The 15,598-nt window shown below is 69.6% G+C and carries 18 protein-coding genes; 3 read left to right on the top strand and 15 right to left on the bottom strand.

Annotated features, from left to right (window positions below; genetic code table 11):
- Positions 1 to 189 precede the first annotated feature (189 nt).
- The 3 genes from ACFC51_RS30035 (at position 190) to ACFC51_RS30025 (ending at position 5,038) form a co-directional block, all read left to right on the top strand.
- Entirely contained in the window at positions 190 to 3,066 is a 2,877-nt protein-coding gene (locus ACFC51_RS30035; protein ID WP_376531814.1) for a DEAD/DEAH box helicase, read from the top strand.
- Complete coding sequence (locus ACFC51_RS30030) at positions 3,063 to 4,352, top strand: SWF or SNF family helicase (protein WP_376531812.1); 1,290 nt, start codon at positions 3,063 to 3,065, stop codon at positions 4,350 to 4,352. Before ACFC51_RS30035 ends, ACFC51_RS30030 begins: the two co-directional genes overlap by 4 nt.
- Before the next feature lie 101 nt (positions 4,353 to 4,453).
- Positions 4,454 to 5,038 (top strand): N-acetylmuramoyl-L-alanine amidase, encoded by a 585-nt coding sequence (locus ACFC51_RS30025; protein ID WP_376531810.1) that lies wholly within the window; start codon positions 4,454 to 4,456, stop codon positions 5,036 to 5,038.
- A 400-nt stretch (positions 5,039 to 5,438) separates the two neighbouring features.
- Here the strand turns inward: ACFC51_RS30025 and ACFC51_RS30020 are convergent, their stop codons facing one another.
- From ACFC51_RS30020 to ACFC51_RS29950, 15 genes are all read right to left on the bottom strand, one after another.
- Positions 5,439 to 5,948 carry a hypothetical protein gene (locus tag ACFC51_RS30020; protein ID WP_376374493.1) on the bottom strand — a complete coding sequence of 170 codons (510 nt, stop codon included), beginning with the start codon at positions 5,946 to 5,948 and terminating at the stop codon, positions 5,439 to 5,441.
- A 22-nt stretch (positions 5,949 to 5,970) separates the two neighbouring features.
- Positions 5,971 to 7,041: a MerR family transcriptional regulator gene (locus tag ACFC51_RS30015; protein ID WP_376531808.1), complete on the bottom strand. Its 1,071-nt coding sequence runs from the start codon at positions 7,039 to 7,041 to the stop codon at positions 5,971 to 5,973.
- Between the two features lie 77 nt (positions 7,042 to 7,118).
- On the bottom strand, positions 7,119 to 8,783 hold the full coding sequence (locus ACFC51_RS30010) for an MFS transporter (protein ID WP_376531806.1): 1,665 nt from the start codon (positions 8,781 to 8,783) through the stop codon (positions 7,119 to 7,121).
- Positions 8,784 to 8,978: 195 nt separating this feature from the next.
- A complete protein-coding gene (locus tag ACFC51_RS30005) occupies positions 8,979 to 9,653 on the bottom strand; it encodes a lytic polysaccharide monooxygenase (protein ID WP_376531804.1) in 675 nt (224 codons plus the stop codon).
- Between the two features lie 107 nt (positions 9,654 to 9,760).
- Positions 9,761 to 9,916, bottom strand: coding sequence for a DUF6131 family protein (locus ACFC51_RS30000; protein ID WP_376531802.1), 156 nt, complete (start codon positions 9,914 to 9,916; stop codon positions 9,761 to 9,763).
- A gap of 126 nt (positions 9,917 to 10,042) precedes the next feature.
- The gene (locus ACFC51_RS29995) at positions 10,043 to 10,321 is read right to left on the bottom strand and encodes a gas vesicle protein K (protein ID WP_376374482.1); all 279 of its coding nucleotides are present in this window, start codon (positions 10,319 to 10,321) and stop codon (positions 10,043 to 10,045) included.
- A complete protein-coding gene (locus ACFC51_RS29990; RefSeq protein ID WP_376374479.1) occupies positions 10,318 to 10,545 on the bottom strand; it encodes a gas vesicle protein in 228 nt (75 codons plus the stop codon). Before ACFC51_RS29990 ends, ACFC51_RS29995 begins: the two co-directional genes overlap by 4 nt.
- Positions 10,546 to 10,547: 2 nt before the next feature.
- Positions 10,548 to 11,366 carry a GvpL/GvpF family gas vesicle protein gene (locus ACFC51_RS29985; protein ID WP_376374476.1) on the bottom strand — a complete coding sequence of 273 codons (819 nt, stop codon included), beginning with the start codon at positions 11,364 to 11,366 and terminating at the stop codon, positions 10,548 to 10,550.
- A 22-nt stretch (positions 11,367 to 11,388) separates the two neighbouring features.
- On the bottom strand, positions 11,389 to 11,727 hold the full coding sequence (locus tag ACFC51_RS29980) for a gas vesicle protein (protein ID WP_376374474.1): 339 nt from the start codon (positions 11,725 to 11,727) through the stop codon (positions 11,389 to 11,391).
- Positions 11,724 to 12,797, bottom strand: a complete 1,074-nt coding sequence (locus tag ACFC51_RS29975; protein WP_376531800.1) for an SRPBCC family protein — start codon at positions 12,795 to 12,797, stop codon at positions 11,724 to 11,726. Before ACFC51_RS29975 ends, ACFC51_RS29980 begins: the two co-directional genes overlap by 4 nt.
- A 6-nt stretch (positions 12,798 to 12,803) precedes the next feature.
- A complete protein-coding gene (locus ACFC51_RS29970; protein WP_376531798.1) occupies positions 12,804 to 13,682 on the bottom strand; it encodes a histone protein in 879 nt (292 codons plus the stop codon).
- Positions 13,683 to 13,695: 13 nt separating this feature from the next.
- Complete coding sequence (locus ACFC51_RS29965; protein ID WP_376374467.1) at positions 13,696 to 13,944, bottom strand: gas vesicle protein GvpG; 249 nt, start codon at positions 13,942 to 13,944, stop codon at positions 13,696 to 13,698.
- 1 nt (position 13,945) lies between these two features.
- On the bottom strand, positions 13,946 to 14,695 hold the full coding sequence (locus ACFC51_RS29960; protein ID WP_376374465.1) for a GvpL/GvpF family gas vesicle protein: 750 nt from the start codon (positions 14,693 to 14,695) through the stop codon (positions 13,946 to 13,948).
- 3 nt (positions 14,696 to 14,698) lie between these two features.
- Positions 14,699 to 15,151, bottom strand: coding sequence for a gas vesicle protein GvpJ (gene gvpJ, locus ACFC51_RS29955; RefSeq protein WP_376374462.1), 453 nt, complete (start codon positions 15,149 to 15,151; stop codon positions 14,699 to 14,701).
- Positions 15,152 to 15,183: 32 nt separating this feature from the next.
- On the bottom strand, positions 15,184 to 15,504 hold the full coding sequence (locus tag ACFC51_RS29950; RefSeq protein ID WP_376374459.1) for a gas vesicle protein: 321 nt from the start codon (positions 15,502 to 15,504) through the stop codon (positions 15,184 to 15,186).
- Positions 15,505 to 15,598 lie beyond the last annotated feature (94 nt).

Genomic DNA, 15,598 nt, shown 5'->3' with positions numbered 1-15,598 from the left:
TGGCGCCATCACCCCGGCCGTACGGGGGGATTCCCCCGTGTCCGAGGGTGGTGCGGGCTGTACCCCAGGCTTCAGAACGCAGAAACGAGTGAGGTGGATCACTGCTGATCTCTCCCGGAAGGGGCCGCGGGTGGAGTACCCTCGGCGACCCCGGGCTCACTAGTCAAATTTGAGGAATCTGACATCGCTGTGCACAGGCTCCCTGCGGCAACGCTCAACGAGATCTCCGAACTGTCCCGCTGCTCCGCAGTCTTCCTCCCAGCGGATCCGGCCCGCACCGGCCTGATCGCGTTCTGGAATGCGGACGGCAGCACCCCTCCCCCGTCTCCGGGGAAACCGACGGACATGGCGGTCGCCGGCACCGACGGCAGCCCTTACCTGGTCCCTGCGTCGCTGATGACGGTGCGCGAGGCGCTGCCCGTCCTGACCCGGGCACGCGCGGACAGCCTGGCCTCCCCGTCCGCCGCGTTCTGGGGCGCCGCCGGGGTCCTCGCCCTCCAACTCGTCGCGCGCGGGCTGCTGCTGCCGGGGCTGAGCCCTGGAGACCACGATGCCTGGCGGGCCGGCCCGCTGACCGCCGACGACATCGGGCGGATCCAGGTCCTTGCCGCCTCCATGCCTCCCGAGGCCCACGCGGTGCCGCTCGAACTCCGGGAGGAGGACGGCCCGGTGATGCTGGCCGATCCCGAACCGCTGCTGCGGTCGTTCCTCGACGCGGTGGTGGACGGCATGCCCCGCACGCCGGGGGCCGAGTTCGTCACGGGCACCCCGGTGTTCGCCTCCCACACCGCCCAGCACCGTCCCGGGCTCCGCCCCTGGGCGGCCGGTGTCGCGGCCGGCCACGATGCCGGCGTGCGGCTCTCCCTGCGCGTCGAGGTCTCCGGGCTCACCGGTGCGGACGTGGCGGACGCGTCCGGCCCCGCCCCCTCGTTCCGTGCGGTCCTCCAGATCCACAGCGTCCGGGATCCCGCTCTGGTCGCCGACGCCGCCGCTGTGTGGGCCGACCGATCCCCCGCCGCGTCCCTGTTCGGTCCGCGGGCCCGGATGGACGCCCTTCTCGCGCTGCGGCGCGCCGCGCGGGCCTGGCCCCCGCTGACCCCCCTCCTGTCGGCAGCCGTCCCGGACGCGGTCGAGCCCGCCGACGAAGAGATCGCGGAGCTGCTGGGCCCTGCCGCCGGGGCGCTGGCGGCGACGGGCGTCCAGGTGCACTGGCCCAGGGAGCTGGCGAGGAAGCTGACCACGCGAGCGGTGATCGGCCCGCGGGACGGCACCGGTACGGACCACGGGGCCGGGTCGGACACACCGTCCTTCCTGTCGGCCGGCTCCGTGCTCGCGTTCGACTGGCGGTTCGCCCTGGGCGACAGAGAGCTGAGCAGGGAGGAGATCGACCGGCTCGCCGAGGCCGGCAGACCACTGGTCAGACTCCGTGACCAGTGGGTGCTCATCGACCCCGAGGACGCCGGGCGTGCCCGCGAGACCCGGGACCGTACGGTCACTCCCATCGACGCGCTGGGTGCCGTACTGACCGGCACCGCCGACGTCGGTGGCCGCCGGGTGCAGGTGGCCGCCACGGGCTGGCTCGAGCAGCTGCGGGCCAGGATCGCCGACCCGGAGTCGGCCGACCACCGGACGGCCGGACAGCCGAAAGCCCTGGAGGCGACTCTGCGCGACTACCAGCTGCGTGGCCTGAACTGGCTGCACACCATGACGTCGCTCGGCCTCGGCTGCTGCCTCGCCGACGACATGGGACTCGGCAAGACCATCACGCTGATCGCGCTCCACCTGCACCGGCAGGGCGTCGCATCGGCCGCGGGGCCCACCCTCGTGGTCTGCCCGACCTCCCTGATGGGCAACTGGCAACGGGAGATCGAGAGGTTCGCACCCGGCACGCCCGTACGCCGCTTCCACGGCGCGTCGCGCTCGCTGGAGGACCTGGCCGACGGCGAGTTCGTCCTCACCACGTACGGCACGATGCGTCTCGACGCGGCCCGGCTCGCGCAGGTGCCCTGGGGCATGGTCGTCGCCGACGAGGCGCAGCACGTCAAGAACCCGCATTCGGCGACGGCCAGGCAGCTGCGGACCATCGGAGCGCGGGCACGCATCGCCCTCACCGGCACCCCGGTGGAGAACAACCTCTCCGAGCTGTGGGCGATCCTCGACTGGACGACACCGGGGCTCCTCGGGCGGCTCGGGACGTTCCGCACCCGCTACGCGAGCGCGGTGGAGGGCGGCAGCGATCCCGCGGCGGCCGAGCGGCTGGCGTCACTGGTCCGCCCGTTCCTCCTGCGCCGGCGCAAGTCCGATCCGGGCATCGCGCCGGAGCTCCCGCCGAAGACGGAGACCGACCGCACCGTCTCGCTCACGGCGGAGCAGGCCGGCCTGTACGAGGCGGTGGTGCGCGAGACGCTCGACGAGATCTCCGGCGCGGACGGCTTCGCACGGCGCGGGCTGATCATGAAACTGCTCACGGCGCTCAAGCAGATCTGCAACCACCCGGCGCAGTACCTCAAGGAGGAGCAGCCGCGGATCGTGGACAGGTCGGGGAAGGTGGAGCTGCTGGACGAGTTGCTCGACACGATCCTCGCCGAGGGCGCGAGCGTGCTGGTCTTCACGCAGTACGTGCAGATGGCACGCCTGCTGGAACTGCACCTGGCAGCGCGCGGGGTCCGCACGCAGTTCCTGCACGGCGGCACCCCGGTCGCCGAGCGCGAAGCCATGGTGAACCGCTTCCAGGCGGGCGAGGCGCCGGTGTTCCTGCTGTCCCTCAAGGCCGCGGGCACAGGGCTCAACCTCACCCGCGCGGGCCATGTCGTGCATTTCGACCGCTGGTGGAATCCAGCCGTGGAGGCGCAGGCCACCGACCGTGCCTACCGGATCGGGCAGACGCAGCCGGTGCAGGTGCACCGGCTGATCGCCGAGGGCACCGTGGAGGACCGGATCGCGGCCATGCTGACGCGGAAACAAGGACTGGCCGACGCGGTGCTCGGTGGGGGCGAGGCCGCGCTGAGCGAGTTGAGCGATGCCGAACTGGCCGAGCTGGTCGAGCTGCGAGGGGGCGCACGATGAACGAGGGTCACGAGCCGGAGCGTACGTTCGCACCGCTCCCGCCGGCACAGGGACGCGCGTTCGCCTCGTCCTGGTGGGGCCGGGCGTGGCTGAAGGCGCTGGAGGACACGGCGCTCGACGGCACGCAGCTCAAGAAGGGGCGGGCGCTGGCCCGGCAGGGAAGGGTCGGCGCGGTGTCGGTCCGGCCCGGCCGGCTCACCGCGGTCGTGCAGGACCGGGACTCGACGGCGTACCGCAGTGACGTACTGCTCCAGGAGCTGAGCGAGGAGGACTGGGACCGCTTCCTGGACATGGCCTCCGAACGGTCCGGGCACATCGCGGCCCTGCTCGACCGTGAGATGCCGCCGCACCTGGTGGAGGACGCGGCTGCCGCAGGTCTCGAACTGCTGCCCGGGATCGGCGACCTGGAGCCCGAGTGCAGCTGCGAGGCCTGGGACCACTGCCCGCACACGGGTGCCCTCTGCTATCAGGTGGCCCGGCTGCTCGACGAGGATCCCTTCGTGCTGCTGTTGTTGCGGGGCCGGGACGAGCGGCGGCTGCTCGACGAACTGCAGGCGCGGAGTGCGGCGCGAGCGGGCCGGGGGTCGGACGCGGCTGCGGCGGAGGACCACGCCGGCGGCCCGTCACCGCACGGCGTGCGGGCCGACGAGGCCTTCGCCGCGCGGGACATCCTGCCGCCGCTCCCTCCTCCCCCGCCGCTCCCCGCGGAACCGGGCCTGCCGCCGTCGCTCGACGCGGAGGGGGATCGGGAGGCCGGGCTCGACGCCGCCGCGCTGGAGTTCCTGGCGGCGGACAGCGCCGTACGGGCGTACGCGATGCTGGCGGAGGCACTCGGCCCGCGCCACGGACAGCAGCCCCCGGCAGCAGCACTGACGTCCGAGCAGGACGCGGTGCGCCTGGCCGCCGACGGCCGGGCATGCACCCGCGTCACGGCTCGGCTCGCGGCGGCGACCGGTCGCGGGCCGGCGGGTCTGGACGACGCGGTGCGGGCCTGGCGCCACGGCGGGGCGGCCGCACTCACGGTGTACGACGAGGAGTGGCAGCCGGGCCCGGACGAGCTCGCCCGGGCCCTGGCACAACTCGCCGCGGCGTGGGAGGAGGGCGAGGCTCCGCAGCTCGGCGCGGCCGGAAACCGCTGGACCCCGGCCGGTTCGGATGTGCAGCTGCGCCTCGGGCGTGACGGACGGTGGTGGCCGTACACCAGGGAAGCGGGCCGGTGGCTGCCGGCCGGACCCGCGGAGGACGATCCCGGGACGGCGCTGGCCGCGGTCATGTCCGGCAGCTGAGGGCAGGGCGTCACGTACGGTCAGCGCCCACGCGGAACCGTACGGCGGGACGGCGCGTGTTGTGCCGTAGACCGTACGACGTCCCACGCACAGGAGTGTTGATGCAGCGCAGGCGGATTCTCCAGGGCGCCGCGGTCACGGCCACCGCGGCGCTCCTTCCCGCGTCCGTCCGGGCCGTGGGGGCTCCGTCGGCGGAGACCGACTACGCCCAGGCGCAGACGTTCGTGGCATCGACGGCCAACTACACGCCGTCGAGCAGCCTTTCGCCGACGCGACGGGTCGACCTGATCGTCATCCACGTCGCGCAGCAGACGTTCTCGCAGACGGTCGGGATCTTCCGCAATCCGGCCAAGCAGGTGTCCGCGCACTACGTGGTGCGTTCGGGCGACGGCTTCGTCGCCCAGTGCGTGCGCGAGCGGGACATCGCCTGGCACGCGGGGAGTTGGGACCACAACACCCGGAGCATCGGCATCGAGCACGAGGGCTGGATCGACCAGCCCGCCTACTTCACCCCCACGATGTACGAGCGCTCGGCGAGGCTCACCGCCGACATCTGTGACCGCCACGGCCTGCCCAAAGACCGTGCGCACATCATCGGCCACCACGAGGTACCGGGAAGCGACCACACCGACCCGGGGCCTCACTGGGACTGGGTACGCTACCTCCGCCTCGTCAACCTGTCCTGACACCTGCCCACCGCTGAGCGGTACCCCCTAGCTGTAGGAGGTCATGACGTCGGTGGCGCCAACTGGTAGATGTGTTGCCGATGGTTGGCCTCCGGTCGCGGCGTGGGGTCGATGGTAGATTTCCGCGCCTGTCGGTTGGTTGCACCGTCGGAGGCGATGACTCGGCGTCGGTTGAGGCCGATCTCGGCCAGGTGCCTGCTCACGGCCCTTCGGCTGATCGGAGTTCCGGCCTGGGCCGGCTCGAAGGCGATCCTGGCCGCGGACCACTTGTGGGTGCGGCGCAGTGCTTCCGTGAGTTCGAGGATTTCGGACGCTGTCGCGGTGGGCTGGTGGCGCGGTGCAGAAGAGCGTTCGTCAAGCCTTCCACAGTGAGGGATGCATTCCTGTGGGTCACAGTGGGTCACGCAGCGGAACCAGGCGCAGAGGCTCGCCGTGACCGGTCCCGGCCGGCGATGGCCTCAGCGACCTCCTGGACGGCGCGGCGAAGAAGGTCACCGTAGGGATTCCGAGGAAGGCTGGGGGCGTGTGACTCGGCCGCGTTGATGTGTTCGGTGGCAGCTTCGAAGGAGCCGAGTCGGCGATAGTTGTCGGCGAGGTTGAGGTGCAAGGAGGGATAGAAACCGGCGATGTGGAGGCCGGCGTGGTGCTCCTGGACGCGCTGCTCGGTCACGGCGTCGGCGGCGTCCAGGGCCCGGATGTCCCAGGCGAGGGCCTGGGCGGGATCCTCGTGGAGATCTGCCAGGTAATGGGCGAGCGAGCAGCGGTGCAGCGGATCACCTGTGACACCGATCTCGGACCACAGGGTCAGCAGTTTCTGGCGGGCGGAGGTGCTGTCACCGGTGTGCCCCTCGGCGACGGCGTGGCCTATTGCTTCCATGGTCGGGTCGGGGCCGGCGGGTGCAGTGGTCATGGAGTGCTCCTCTTCGTCATTCTCAGGTCGAGTGGTCGGGCTTGATGGGCATGGCCAGGGTGGTGAGATCGCCGCGATCGGCAGAGCGGATCGTGACGGGCTGATCGTGTCCTCGCAGGTCGAGCAGTACGTCGGGGCCGATCGCGGTGCTCACGGCGGGATAGAGCGTGGTCAGCTCGAACCAGATCTGGACGGCCCGGCCCGCCACTGCGGCCGGGAGCGGGATGTCGGGGTGCCCGTCGTCCGCTGACACGACACTCACTCCGTCGTCAGCAACATGCAGCCCGATCCGCTCGCCGGGGTGCTCTTCCAGGGCTCGCAGGAGCAGATCCTTCGAGACCGTCGCACGCGTGCTGACCTCGCCCAGTGACGCGAGCATCAGCCGATGGTCGGGATACTCTCCGGGCAGCAACCGGCAGTGCCGGTCCTCTCGGTCGGCCATGCGGACCCAGATCCCGTTCGAGACCGCATCCAGTCGTACCAGCGGACTGCGGCGGATCGCCGCGACCGCGGCCCGCAGTTCGTCGCCGTTGACCGTGCCGGCCCATGTCTGGCTCGGTGGTTCAGCCGGCACCAGGGTTCGGGTGGAGAGCCGGTACCGGTCCGTCGCGGTCAGGGTGACCGACTCATGACCTACCTCGATGCGCAGACCGCCGACTGCCGGCATTCCGGGCTCATGCGCGGCTGCGGTCAGGACCTGCTCGACCGCATCCGCCAGCACGGGACCCATTACCGCCGCAATGGGAAGACCCGGCCCAGTGCCGAGCGCGGCCTTGATGACAGCAGCCTTCTGCTGCACGGCCGCCGCATCACCGACAATCTTGGCGACATGTTCATCGATCAGCCGGGAAGCCTCGTCGGCCCCGGAACCGAGTACAGCCTCGACAGCGACCAGGGGCATGGCTAGCTCGCGAAGTCGCCGCAGCACGCTCGCCCGAGCCACCTGGTCAGTGCTGTAGTAGCGGTAGCCCGAGACCGGGTCGACTTCGGCAGGGGGCAGCAGCCCGGAATCGGCATAGAACCTCAACGCGCTGGAGGTCAGACCACTGCGCTGGGCAAAGGCCCCGATCGGCATCAGCTCATACTTCGGCACCGGGCCATCATCAAGCTTCAACCAACTCGAAGGTCAACACCGACGAGCAGCGACACCAACCTCATGGCCGGCAACACCTAGCCGTGGGGCGATGGACCGTCGCCGTCTTTCCGTTGCCGTGTCGGCACCCCGGCGTCGCGCGCCCCTTCCGAGTACCCGTCCCCGGAAGGGCCCTCGGTCGTGTCCTCGTCCACCATCGGCGTCGCCATGGCCCCGCCGCCCCGCAGACGTTCGAGATCGGAGGAACGGACCTGGATGACCAGGACGGCTATCAGCGCGGCCACGACGGCGAAGATCGCCGCGGCGACGAAGGCGCTGGAGACGCCGGAGGCCAGCACCTGGTCGCCCCACGGGGCCGGGAGCTCTCCCGTCCTGCGGAATTCGAGCTGCTGGGCCGGGGTCGCCTCGGCCATGAACCGGGGTATCTGGTCCGTCGCCTCGTTGCGGCTGGCCGTGCCGAACACGGTGACCAGGATGGACAGCCCCAGGGAACCTCCGACCTGCTGGGTGGCGTTGAGGACTCCGGACGCGGCCCCCGCCTCCCGCGAGGCCACACCCGACACCGCCATCAGCGTCAGCGAGACGAACTGCATGCCCATCCCGAAGCCGAAGACCAGCACGGGTCCGAGAATGCTTCCGAGATAGGTGCTGTCGACATCGGTTCTGGTCAGCCAGCCGAGTCCCGCCGCGGCGAAGAGCGCACCGACCACCATGAAGGGTTTGGGCCCCCATTTGGGCAGCAGCTGCGAGGCGAGTCCGGCACTGACCGCGATGATCGCGCTCACTGGCAGGAACGCGAGACCGGCCTGCAGCGGGCTGAAGTCGAGGATGTTCTGCACGAAGAGGGTCAGGAAGAAGAACATCCCGAACATGGCCGCGGCCAGGCTCAGCATGATCCCGTAGGTCCCGGCCCGATTGCGGTCCCTGAACATGCGCAGGGGTGTGATGGGTTGTTTCGATCCGCGCTCGACGGCCAGGAAGGCGAAGAGGAAAACCACGGCGGCGACGAACGCCCCGATGGTCACGGCGTCGCTCCAGCCGTCCTCGGACGCCCGGATGAATCCGTAGACGAGCAGCACCATTCCCAGGGTGGACATGAGCGCGCCGAGCACGTCGAAGTGGCCCGGGTGCCGTTCGGATTCCTTGATGAAGCGCGGTGTCGCGAAGGCGATCAGCAGGCCGATGGGCACGTTGACGAAGAACACCCATCGCCAGTCGAGCCACTCCACGAGCACACCGCCGGCGAGCAGCCCGATCGCGCTTCCGCCCGCCGAGACGGCAGCGAACACACCGAACGCCCGGTTACGCGCGGGCCCCTCGTCGAAGGTCGTGGTGATGAGAGAGAGTGCGGTCGGGGAGGCGATCGCACCACCGACGCCCTGCAGCGCCCGCGCGGCCAGCAGTTGCCAGGACTCCTGGGAGAGCCCGCCCAGCAACGACGCCAGCACGAAGAGCAGGACGCCGAAGATGAAGACCCTCCGGCGTCCGAGGATGTCACCCAGCCGCCCACCGAGCAGAAGGAGTCCGCCGAAGGTCAGGGTGTACGCGTTGATGACCCACGACAGGCTCTCGGTCGAGAAACCGAGGGAGGTCTGGATGTGCGGCAGCGCGATGTTCACGATGGTGATGTCGAGAACCACCATCAGCTGGCACGAGGCGATGATGAGCAGGGCGATCCCATTGCCGCCGCCCCGCTTCGGGGAGCCGGCAATCGGCGCGGACTTCGCTCGGGAATCTGTCATAGCGGTGGGTGCCAGACGAGTCAGCAGTGAACAGAAACATTCACTCATCGACGTTAGGACGGACCCGGCTGGACCGCCAATCGATCACCGCTCGTCGTCGTTGAGCCTTCCTGGTCAACCGCCCGAAATCCCGCCGGACCTGGTGCGCTCCGGCGGGACGGGCCGCGATCGACCTTCAGCTCCGAGCCGCCGGCATCAGGTGAAGTTCACGTCGCTGCAGAGGAAGTAGGTCTGGTCCATGTGCGACGCCTGCCAGATCGTGTACACCACATGACGGCCGCCGAGGCCTGAGGTGGTCACCGGGATCTCGTAGTTCTGACTGGGGGCGTAGCTGCCCGTCTCGGCGACGAGTTGGAGATCGCTCCACGTCAGCGGCTCCGTGGCGGGATCGAAGCCCTCCCGGGTGACGTACACCTGGAAGTAGTCCGCTCCGTGGCTGGCCTGGTCGTACAACTTCACGGTGAAGTCGGCGGTGACGTCCGTGGTCCGCCACGCGCCGACGGCGTCGAGCGCGTCGTACCGGCCGCCCTCCGTCCGACCTCCGCTGCACAGCTGGCCGTCCGGCACGGCGGCCGGGAAGTCACCGCCGGAGCCGTTGCGGTACAGCCCGTTCCAGTTCCACATGGCGTTGGGATCGGCCTGCCAGGCCTGCCAGCACATGGGGTCCTCCTGCTCCATGGCCGGATTCTGGAAGTCGTCCCCCCAGCGCAGCCAGCAGCCGTAGTTGCGGGAGGCCGGGTCGACCACGGAGCCGTGGGCGTGTGCGGTCCCCGCCCATGGCAGCAGGCCGAGGAGGGTCGCGACGAGGACGCCGAGGAGACGTACACCCGGCCCGTAAGTGCGTAACTTGATGCGGTCATGACAATTCATGATGCGATCTCCGTTTCCGGGAGGTGGGGGGACACGCTGGCGTGGGAGCGCTCCCGCGCCCTTTTGGGCTCTGCCCCGTGCCCCCTTCTTCAAACACCTGGGCGACATCACCAGTAGTGACGGCGGCTCCCTACGGAGTGCCCCACGGTCCCCAGGATCCAGAGGACGAGTCCGATGACGAGCAGGATGATTCCGATGGTCCACAGGACGCCGAGACCGGTCACCAGGCCCAGGATCAGAAGAACGGCTCCAACGATGATCATGACAGCCTCCACAGTCGGCACCCCGACTGACCGATCGGGGTACATATGAGCATATGCCTGGTGAGCGTCCACGGCCGGATCCATGACCAGGAGCGTGCGGGTGCGGAGGACCGGTCCAGGCGTACGTCAGTCACGTGGCAGGAGAGTTCCCAGAGGACCCAGGTCGAGATTGAGGTCCTCGGGACGCACCCCGTGCTGCTCGCAGAGTTCCGCCATCCGCTCGTCGAGCAGCATGAGCGTGGTCCCGATCTCGTCCACCTGCCCGTCGGTGAGGTCCCCCTGGTCGATACGGCGCAGGGCCTGTCGCTCCATCAGCTGCCGCAGCAACTCCACCACGGTGAGCACGAGGGCCACGAGATCACGCCCCACCTGGTCCGCATCGACGTCCAGTCGCGTGGTCGTCACAACGGTCCTCCGTCCGCCCAGGGTGCCGGAACACGTTCGTTGACCGAGGAGAGCAGGGCATGGAGCGAGAGCCTCACGAGCGGAACGTCCGCGATCGCGATCACCAGATCACCACTGATGACCACACCTGTCGCCAGGACCCGGTCCAGCAGATCGACGAGGGGCACCCCGATGGGGCCGCTCAGAGGCTCCGGGTCGTCCCAGGGCACCACGTCACGTGCCATCTCTACGCCCCTCCGACGAACGAGTACGGCACCCAGGGCCCGGAGATCTCGATCCGGGCACCGGTCGCGTCACGGAGCGCCCGCGCGAGGGCTTCGAGGTCTGCCTTCCGGTGCTCCGCCACCAGGTACGTGGCGTTGAGCACCTGGACGCGGCCCTTCTCGCCGGGGACAGGCGCATGCACCCGCAGTCGGCGGTCGGCGGCGGCGAGGTCCCGGAATCCGGCGTCCACCGCCTCGGCGACCCGGAGGGAGTCCTCGTGCCTCTGTTCACGCCGTGCCCGCACCCCTCGCTTGCGTTCCAGGTAGGCGAGGCCGGCTCCTGGGGCCGGGCGGGTGCGCGGGGCGGCTCCGTCCGGCCGGAGGGGGGCCGGGTCCGGGTCCGCCGGCGCGGGTTCGGCCACGTAGACCTTGACCCCCCATTCGGCATGGCCCGCAGTGCGTTCCAGTGCGGCGCGGAAGCGGTCGGACTCGTCGAGGAGCGACTGCCGCGCCCGGGCCTCGCCGTGGTACAGCGTGGCCAGCGGGAGCGGGACGGTGGGGCACGATGCCGCCACCGCCGAAACCACCTCATGGTGCGCCCGGGCGTAGCGTTCGAGCTCGCTCCGGTCGGCCATGCGGGCCTGCCAGACCTCGTCGGTGAAGTCCGCGGCTCGGACGGTCTGGACGATCGCGGTCAGATCGCCGCACCGCAGGAGTCTCAGCGGCTCACCCGTCGCCATCCCCGGCAGCCCGGCGAACGCCGCCGGTTCCGGGGCTTCGCACACCGCGAATACGTAGAGGGCGCTCTCCCCCGAGGGCTGCCCGGGTTCCCGCTCCGTCATGTGGGTCGGTTCTCCTTCTCCGTCACTGCTCCGACGTCTCGTCCGTCTTCGCCTCGAGCGCCTCCAGGCGCTCGCGCAGTTCGCGGTTCTCGTCCAGGAGGGAGTTGCGGGCGGCACGCGAACTCAGCGCGGGGTCCGTCTCCCACCAGTCGATCCCCGCCTTCTTCGCGGTGTCCACCGACGCCACGAACAGGCGGAGCCGGATGGTGAGCAGCTCGATGTCGAGAAGGTCGATCTTGATGTCGCCCGCGATGACGATGCCCTTGTCGAGGACCCGTTCAAGGATGTCGGCGAGATTGGTGTTCGCGGGTCCTGGGACGGGGTACTGGTACGCGTCCCGCCCGAGGTCGAGATCAGTCACCTTGAGGCCCTCCGCGAACGCCGCTTCCTGGGGGCTGCTTCCTCTTCCTCTTCCTCTTCTTCCGGTTCCTCTTCCTCCGGCTCTTCTTCCTCTTCACCCTCCTCTTCCTCTTCGTCCTCGTACTCGGGCTCTTCCTCGTCCTCGTACTCCTCGTCCTCAGGTTCGGAGTCCTCGGCCTCTTCCTCGCCCTCGTCCTCTCCTCCAGCTTCGTACTCGGAGTCGTCGGACTCCTCGTTCTCGGCTTCCTCCCTCTCCACGGCCTCCTCGTGCGTCACCACGACTTCGCCGTCGCGAATCTCACCGCGCCAGCCTTCGGGCTCCTCGTCGGTGAGTGTGACGAACCGCTGGAAGAGCTTGAAGTCGAGCCGCATGCGGCGCCCCTGCACCCGCCACAGGTTCCCCGTCTTCTCGAAGAACCCCGAGGGGTAGTACTCCACCACCAGGACGATCCGGGTGAGGCTCGGCGCCAGTTCGTGGAAGCTGACGCATCCGCGCGTCGAGCCCTTCGCACCCTCGGAGGTCCACACGATGCGGTCGTCGGGGACCTGCTCCTGGACCGTCGCCTTGAAGCCGCGGGAGGAGGGACCGATCTTGACCTTCCAGTCGCTCTCGGTCTCCTCGTCCCCCATCGAGACGCTCTGCACGCCCTTCGTGAAGCTGCTGAACTCGTCGTACGCCGTCCAGTGGTCGTACGCGGTACGCAGGGGCACTCCCACATCGAGGACCTCGATGATGTTCATCGACTTGCCGCCGCTGGACTTGCGCTTGTTCTTGCCGCCGCCGAACACGTCCTTGGCCTTGTCCACGATGGTGTCCTTGACGCTCCCGGCCTTCTCCGAGGCGAAGGCCTTCAACGGTGATTCGCCCTGCATCACACGCGAGACGACCGAGGGCAGCGAGCCGCCGTTCTCGGCGATGTCCGTGAGCTGGCCGGTGAGCCCCGTCAGCTTGTCACCGGCTTTCTGCGCGAGCCGCTCCGACTGTGCGCCGAGGAAGTCGACGAGCTCCCCACGGAGACGGTCGATGCCGGACTCCTCCGCCGCTGGTTGGTCCTTGTCCGTCCTGGCCATGGCTGCCTACCTCCGCCGTTCGCCGCGCTGGGAAGCGGCTCGCTTCGATGACGTCGTCTTCTTCGCCGAAGTGGACTTCTTGGCCGACGACTTCTTCGCCGGTGCCGACTTCTTGGCAGGAGCCTTCCGGGCTGCGGCCTTCTTCGCCGGTGCCGACTTCTTGGCCGCCGCCTTCTTCGCCGGGGCGGACTTCTTCGCTGCGGCCTTCTTCGCCGGAGCCGACTTCTTCGCTGTGGCCTTCTTCGCCGGGGCGGACTTCTTCTTCGCCGCCGCCGTCTTCTTCGCGGGAGCCGACTTCTTCCTCGCCGCCGCCGTCTTCTCAGGCGCCTTCTTCGCTGCCGACTTCTTGGCAGCCGGCGGCTCCTCCGGTTCTTCCTCTTCCTCCGGCTCTTCTTCCTCCGGCTCTTCTTCCGGCTCTTCTTCCTCCTCCTCCGGTTCCTCGTCCTCTTCGTACTCCTCGTCCTCGTCCTCGTCCTCGTCCTCGTCCTCGTCCTCGTCCTCGTCCTCGTACTCGGGCTCCTCGTCGTCGTAAGCGCCCTCGTACTCCTCGTCCTCTCCGTCTTCCTCCGCAGGCTGTCCGAGCCGCGCCGTCCGGTCGCTGATGGCGTCGGCCAGGGAGTTCATGCCGCGATCGGCCGCTGCCGTCAGGGCCTTACGGCCCGAGTCGAGGACCTCGCCCTTCAGCTGGTCCTGCAACTCAGCGAACTGAGGCATCTCGCCCAGCCGGCGCATGCCTTCGGCGGCGAGCTGGCGGGGTTCCAGACCGAATCGCCTGCCTGCCAGATAGGTCGCCACGGAGAGCGCCAAGCGGCCCTTCTTGGTTCGGCCGAGCACGTATCCGCCCACCACAGCTGCTGCGAGCGTCACCTTCGTCTGTTCTTCCATGAGTGAGTCACCTTCAGTGGTTCGGCGCGGGGCGGACGCGTACGGCGTGGAGCCGGTCGAGCAGTTCCTCCTCTTCCCGTTCGAACTCCTCCAGGCTGACGACGCCGTCCTCGAGCTCCTGATTCAGCGCGGCGAGCTGCGCCCGGATCACGCCCGGGTCGTGCAGTTCACGCTCGGCGGCGTCGTTCGCCTTCTCGGCCACCCAGATCACTCCGCGGACCGGTGCCAGGGGCAGCAGGAGAAGGCCGCTGAACAGTCCCATGTCAGACCCCCGCACCCGTTCTCCGCGACCCGCGGGAGGGGACGAAGCTGTAGCAGGGCAACGGACCCGCGACCCGCAGCTCGACATGGTCCCGGTGGGTGTCGGCGAACCGCCGCACGGTGGTCAGGAAGGCATCGCTCCCCTGCTGTTCGACGAGGAACGAGACATTGAGCGCGCACCCTTGCACCTCGGGCCCGGCAGCGACCGCGCGAGCCAGGGTCGTCACCTTGCGGAGGAGCTTCTGGCCGGCGTCGGCCGCCCTGCGCGACAGCGCCGTGGCCACGGCCTCGCCCAGTCGGACGTTCGCCTCGTAGGTGGGGCGCCGGCGGACTTCCTCGCGCAGGCGCCGTACGTTCTTCTCCTCGGCGACGACGGCCGCGAGGGCGTCCTGGGCGGGCAGCGCCTTGACGTTGATCTCCACACTGCGGTCGAGGTGCCGGAGGGCCTCGAGGTGGTCGGACTCCGATCCGGCCAGCTGGGCACGGACCGATGCCTCGTCGGGCGCGATCACGCCGAACCGCATGGGCAGCACGGGACCGCCTCCCGAAAGGAGGAGCAACAGGTCCTGGTGCGCCATCAGGTCCCGGCGCCGTGCACGGAGTCGTGGTGGCGCGTCGCTCACGACGGCGGTGACTCTGCCGGAGCCGACCAGCCGCAGGGGGGCCGGAGGACCACCCACTCCGACCGCGCCGGCCGGAAGGGCCTCTGCCGCCGGGATGATCGCGTAGACGTACACGCCGTTCTCGGTCACGGCTCACGCCTCCACGCGTCGGCGTCGGCTGGACCCGTCGCGCGCGGGTGCCCGGCGCTTCCTGGGCCGCTCCTCCTGCTCGTCGCCGTCCTCGTCGTCGCCGTCGCTGCCCACCGCCTTGCGGACGGTGTCCCCGACGGACTCCGCCGCCTTGCGCACCTTGCGCTTGCCGACCGACTTGGCGACGCCTCCGCCGAGCAGCTCGGGGATGGTGGTGCTGCCCGAGTCACGCTCCAGGTCGAGCCGGTTGCACGCCTCGGCGAAGCGCAGGTAGGTGTCCACGCTCGCGACGACGATGCGCGCGTCTATCTTGAGGATCTCGATGCCGACCAGCGACACCCGGACGAAGATGTCGATGACCATGCCCCGGTCGAGGATGAGTTCCAGGACGTCGTAGAGCGTGCCCGCCCTGGGCGGGCACGGGGCGACTTCGTCGGCGTACATGGTCGTGGTCATGGAATGTCCTTCCGGATGAGGGGGCGAAGCGGTCACTCGTCGGCGGAGCCACGCCGGTAGCGGCGGACCCTGCTGTATTCCATGAGCTCGCCCCGCTCGTCGATCTGCACCTCGTAGGAGGCCAGCAGGCTCGTCGTGTCCGGGATGCGGGCCACTTCCAGCACGTCGACGACGACGCACCAGCCGTCGTCCTTCCGCCGTACGGCCGACACTCCCTCGGCGGGGTGGCAGATCAGCCTCTCGAGGCTTTCGCAGGCAGCACGGGCAGCGTGCTCGGGGCCACGTCGGGACGAGGAGCGGGGAGCTGCCGTTTTCGTTGTGTGCCCGGTCCGGGCACGACGATTCTCTGCCATGGAACCCAGTCTGATCAGAATCGGTTCCGGCGCATCTCGACGGGGAGCGCGCGGCGGGGGAAGGTCGCTCACCCTTTCGGCGTTCCGGCGGGAC

It is taken from the genome of Streptomyces sp. NPDC055962, from assembly GCF_042270185.1.
Taxonomy (GTDB): domain Bacteria; phylum Actinomycetota; class Actinomycetes; order Streptomycetales; family Streptomycetaceae; genus Streptomyces.
Note: the sequence above shows the minus strand (reverse complement) of the source record. Positions and strands in the feature narration are given on the sequence as shown.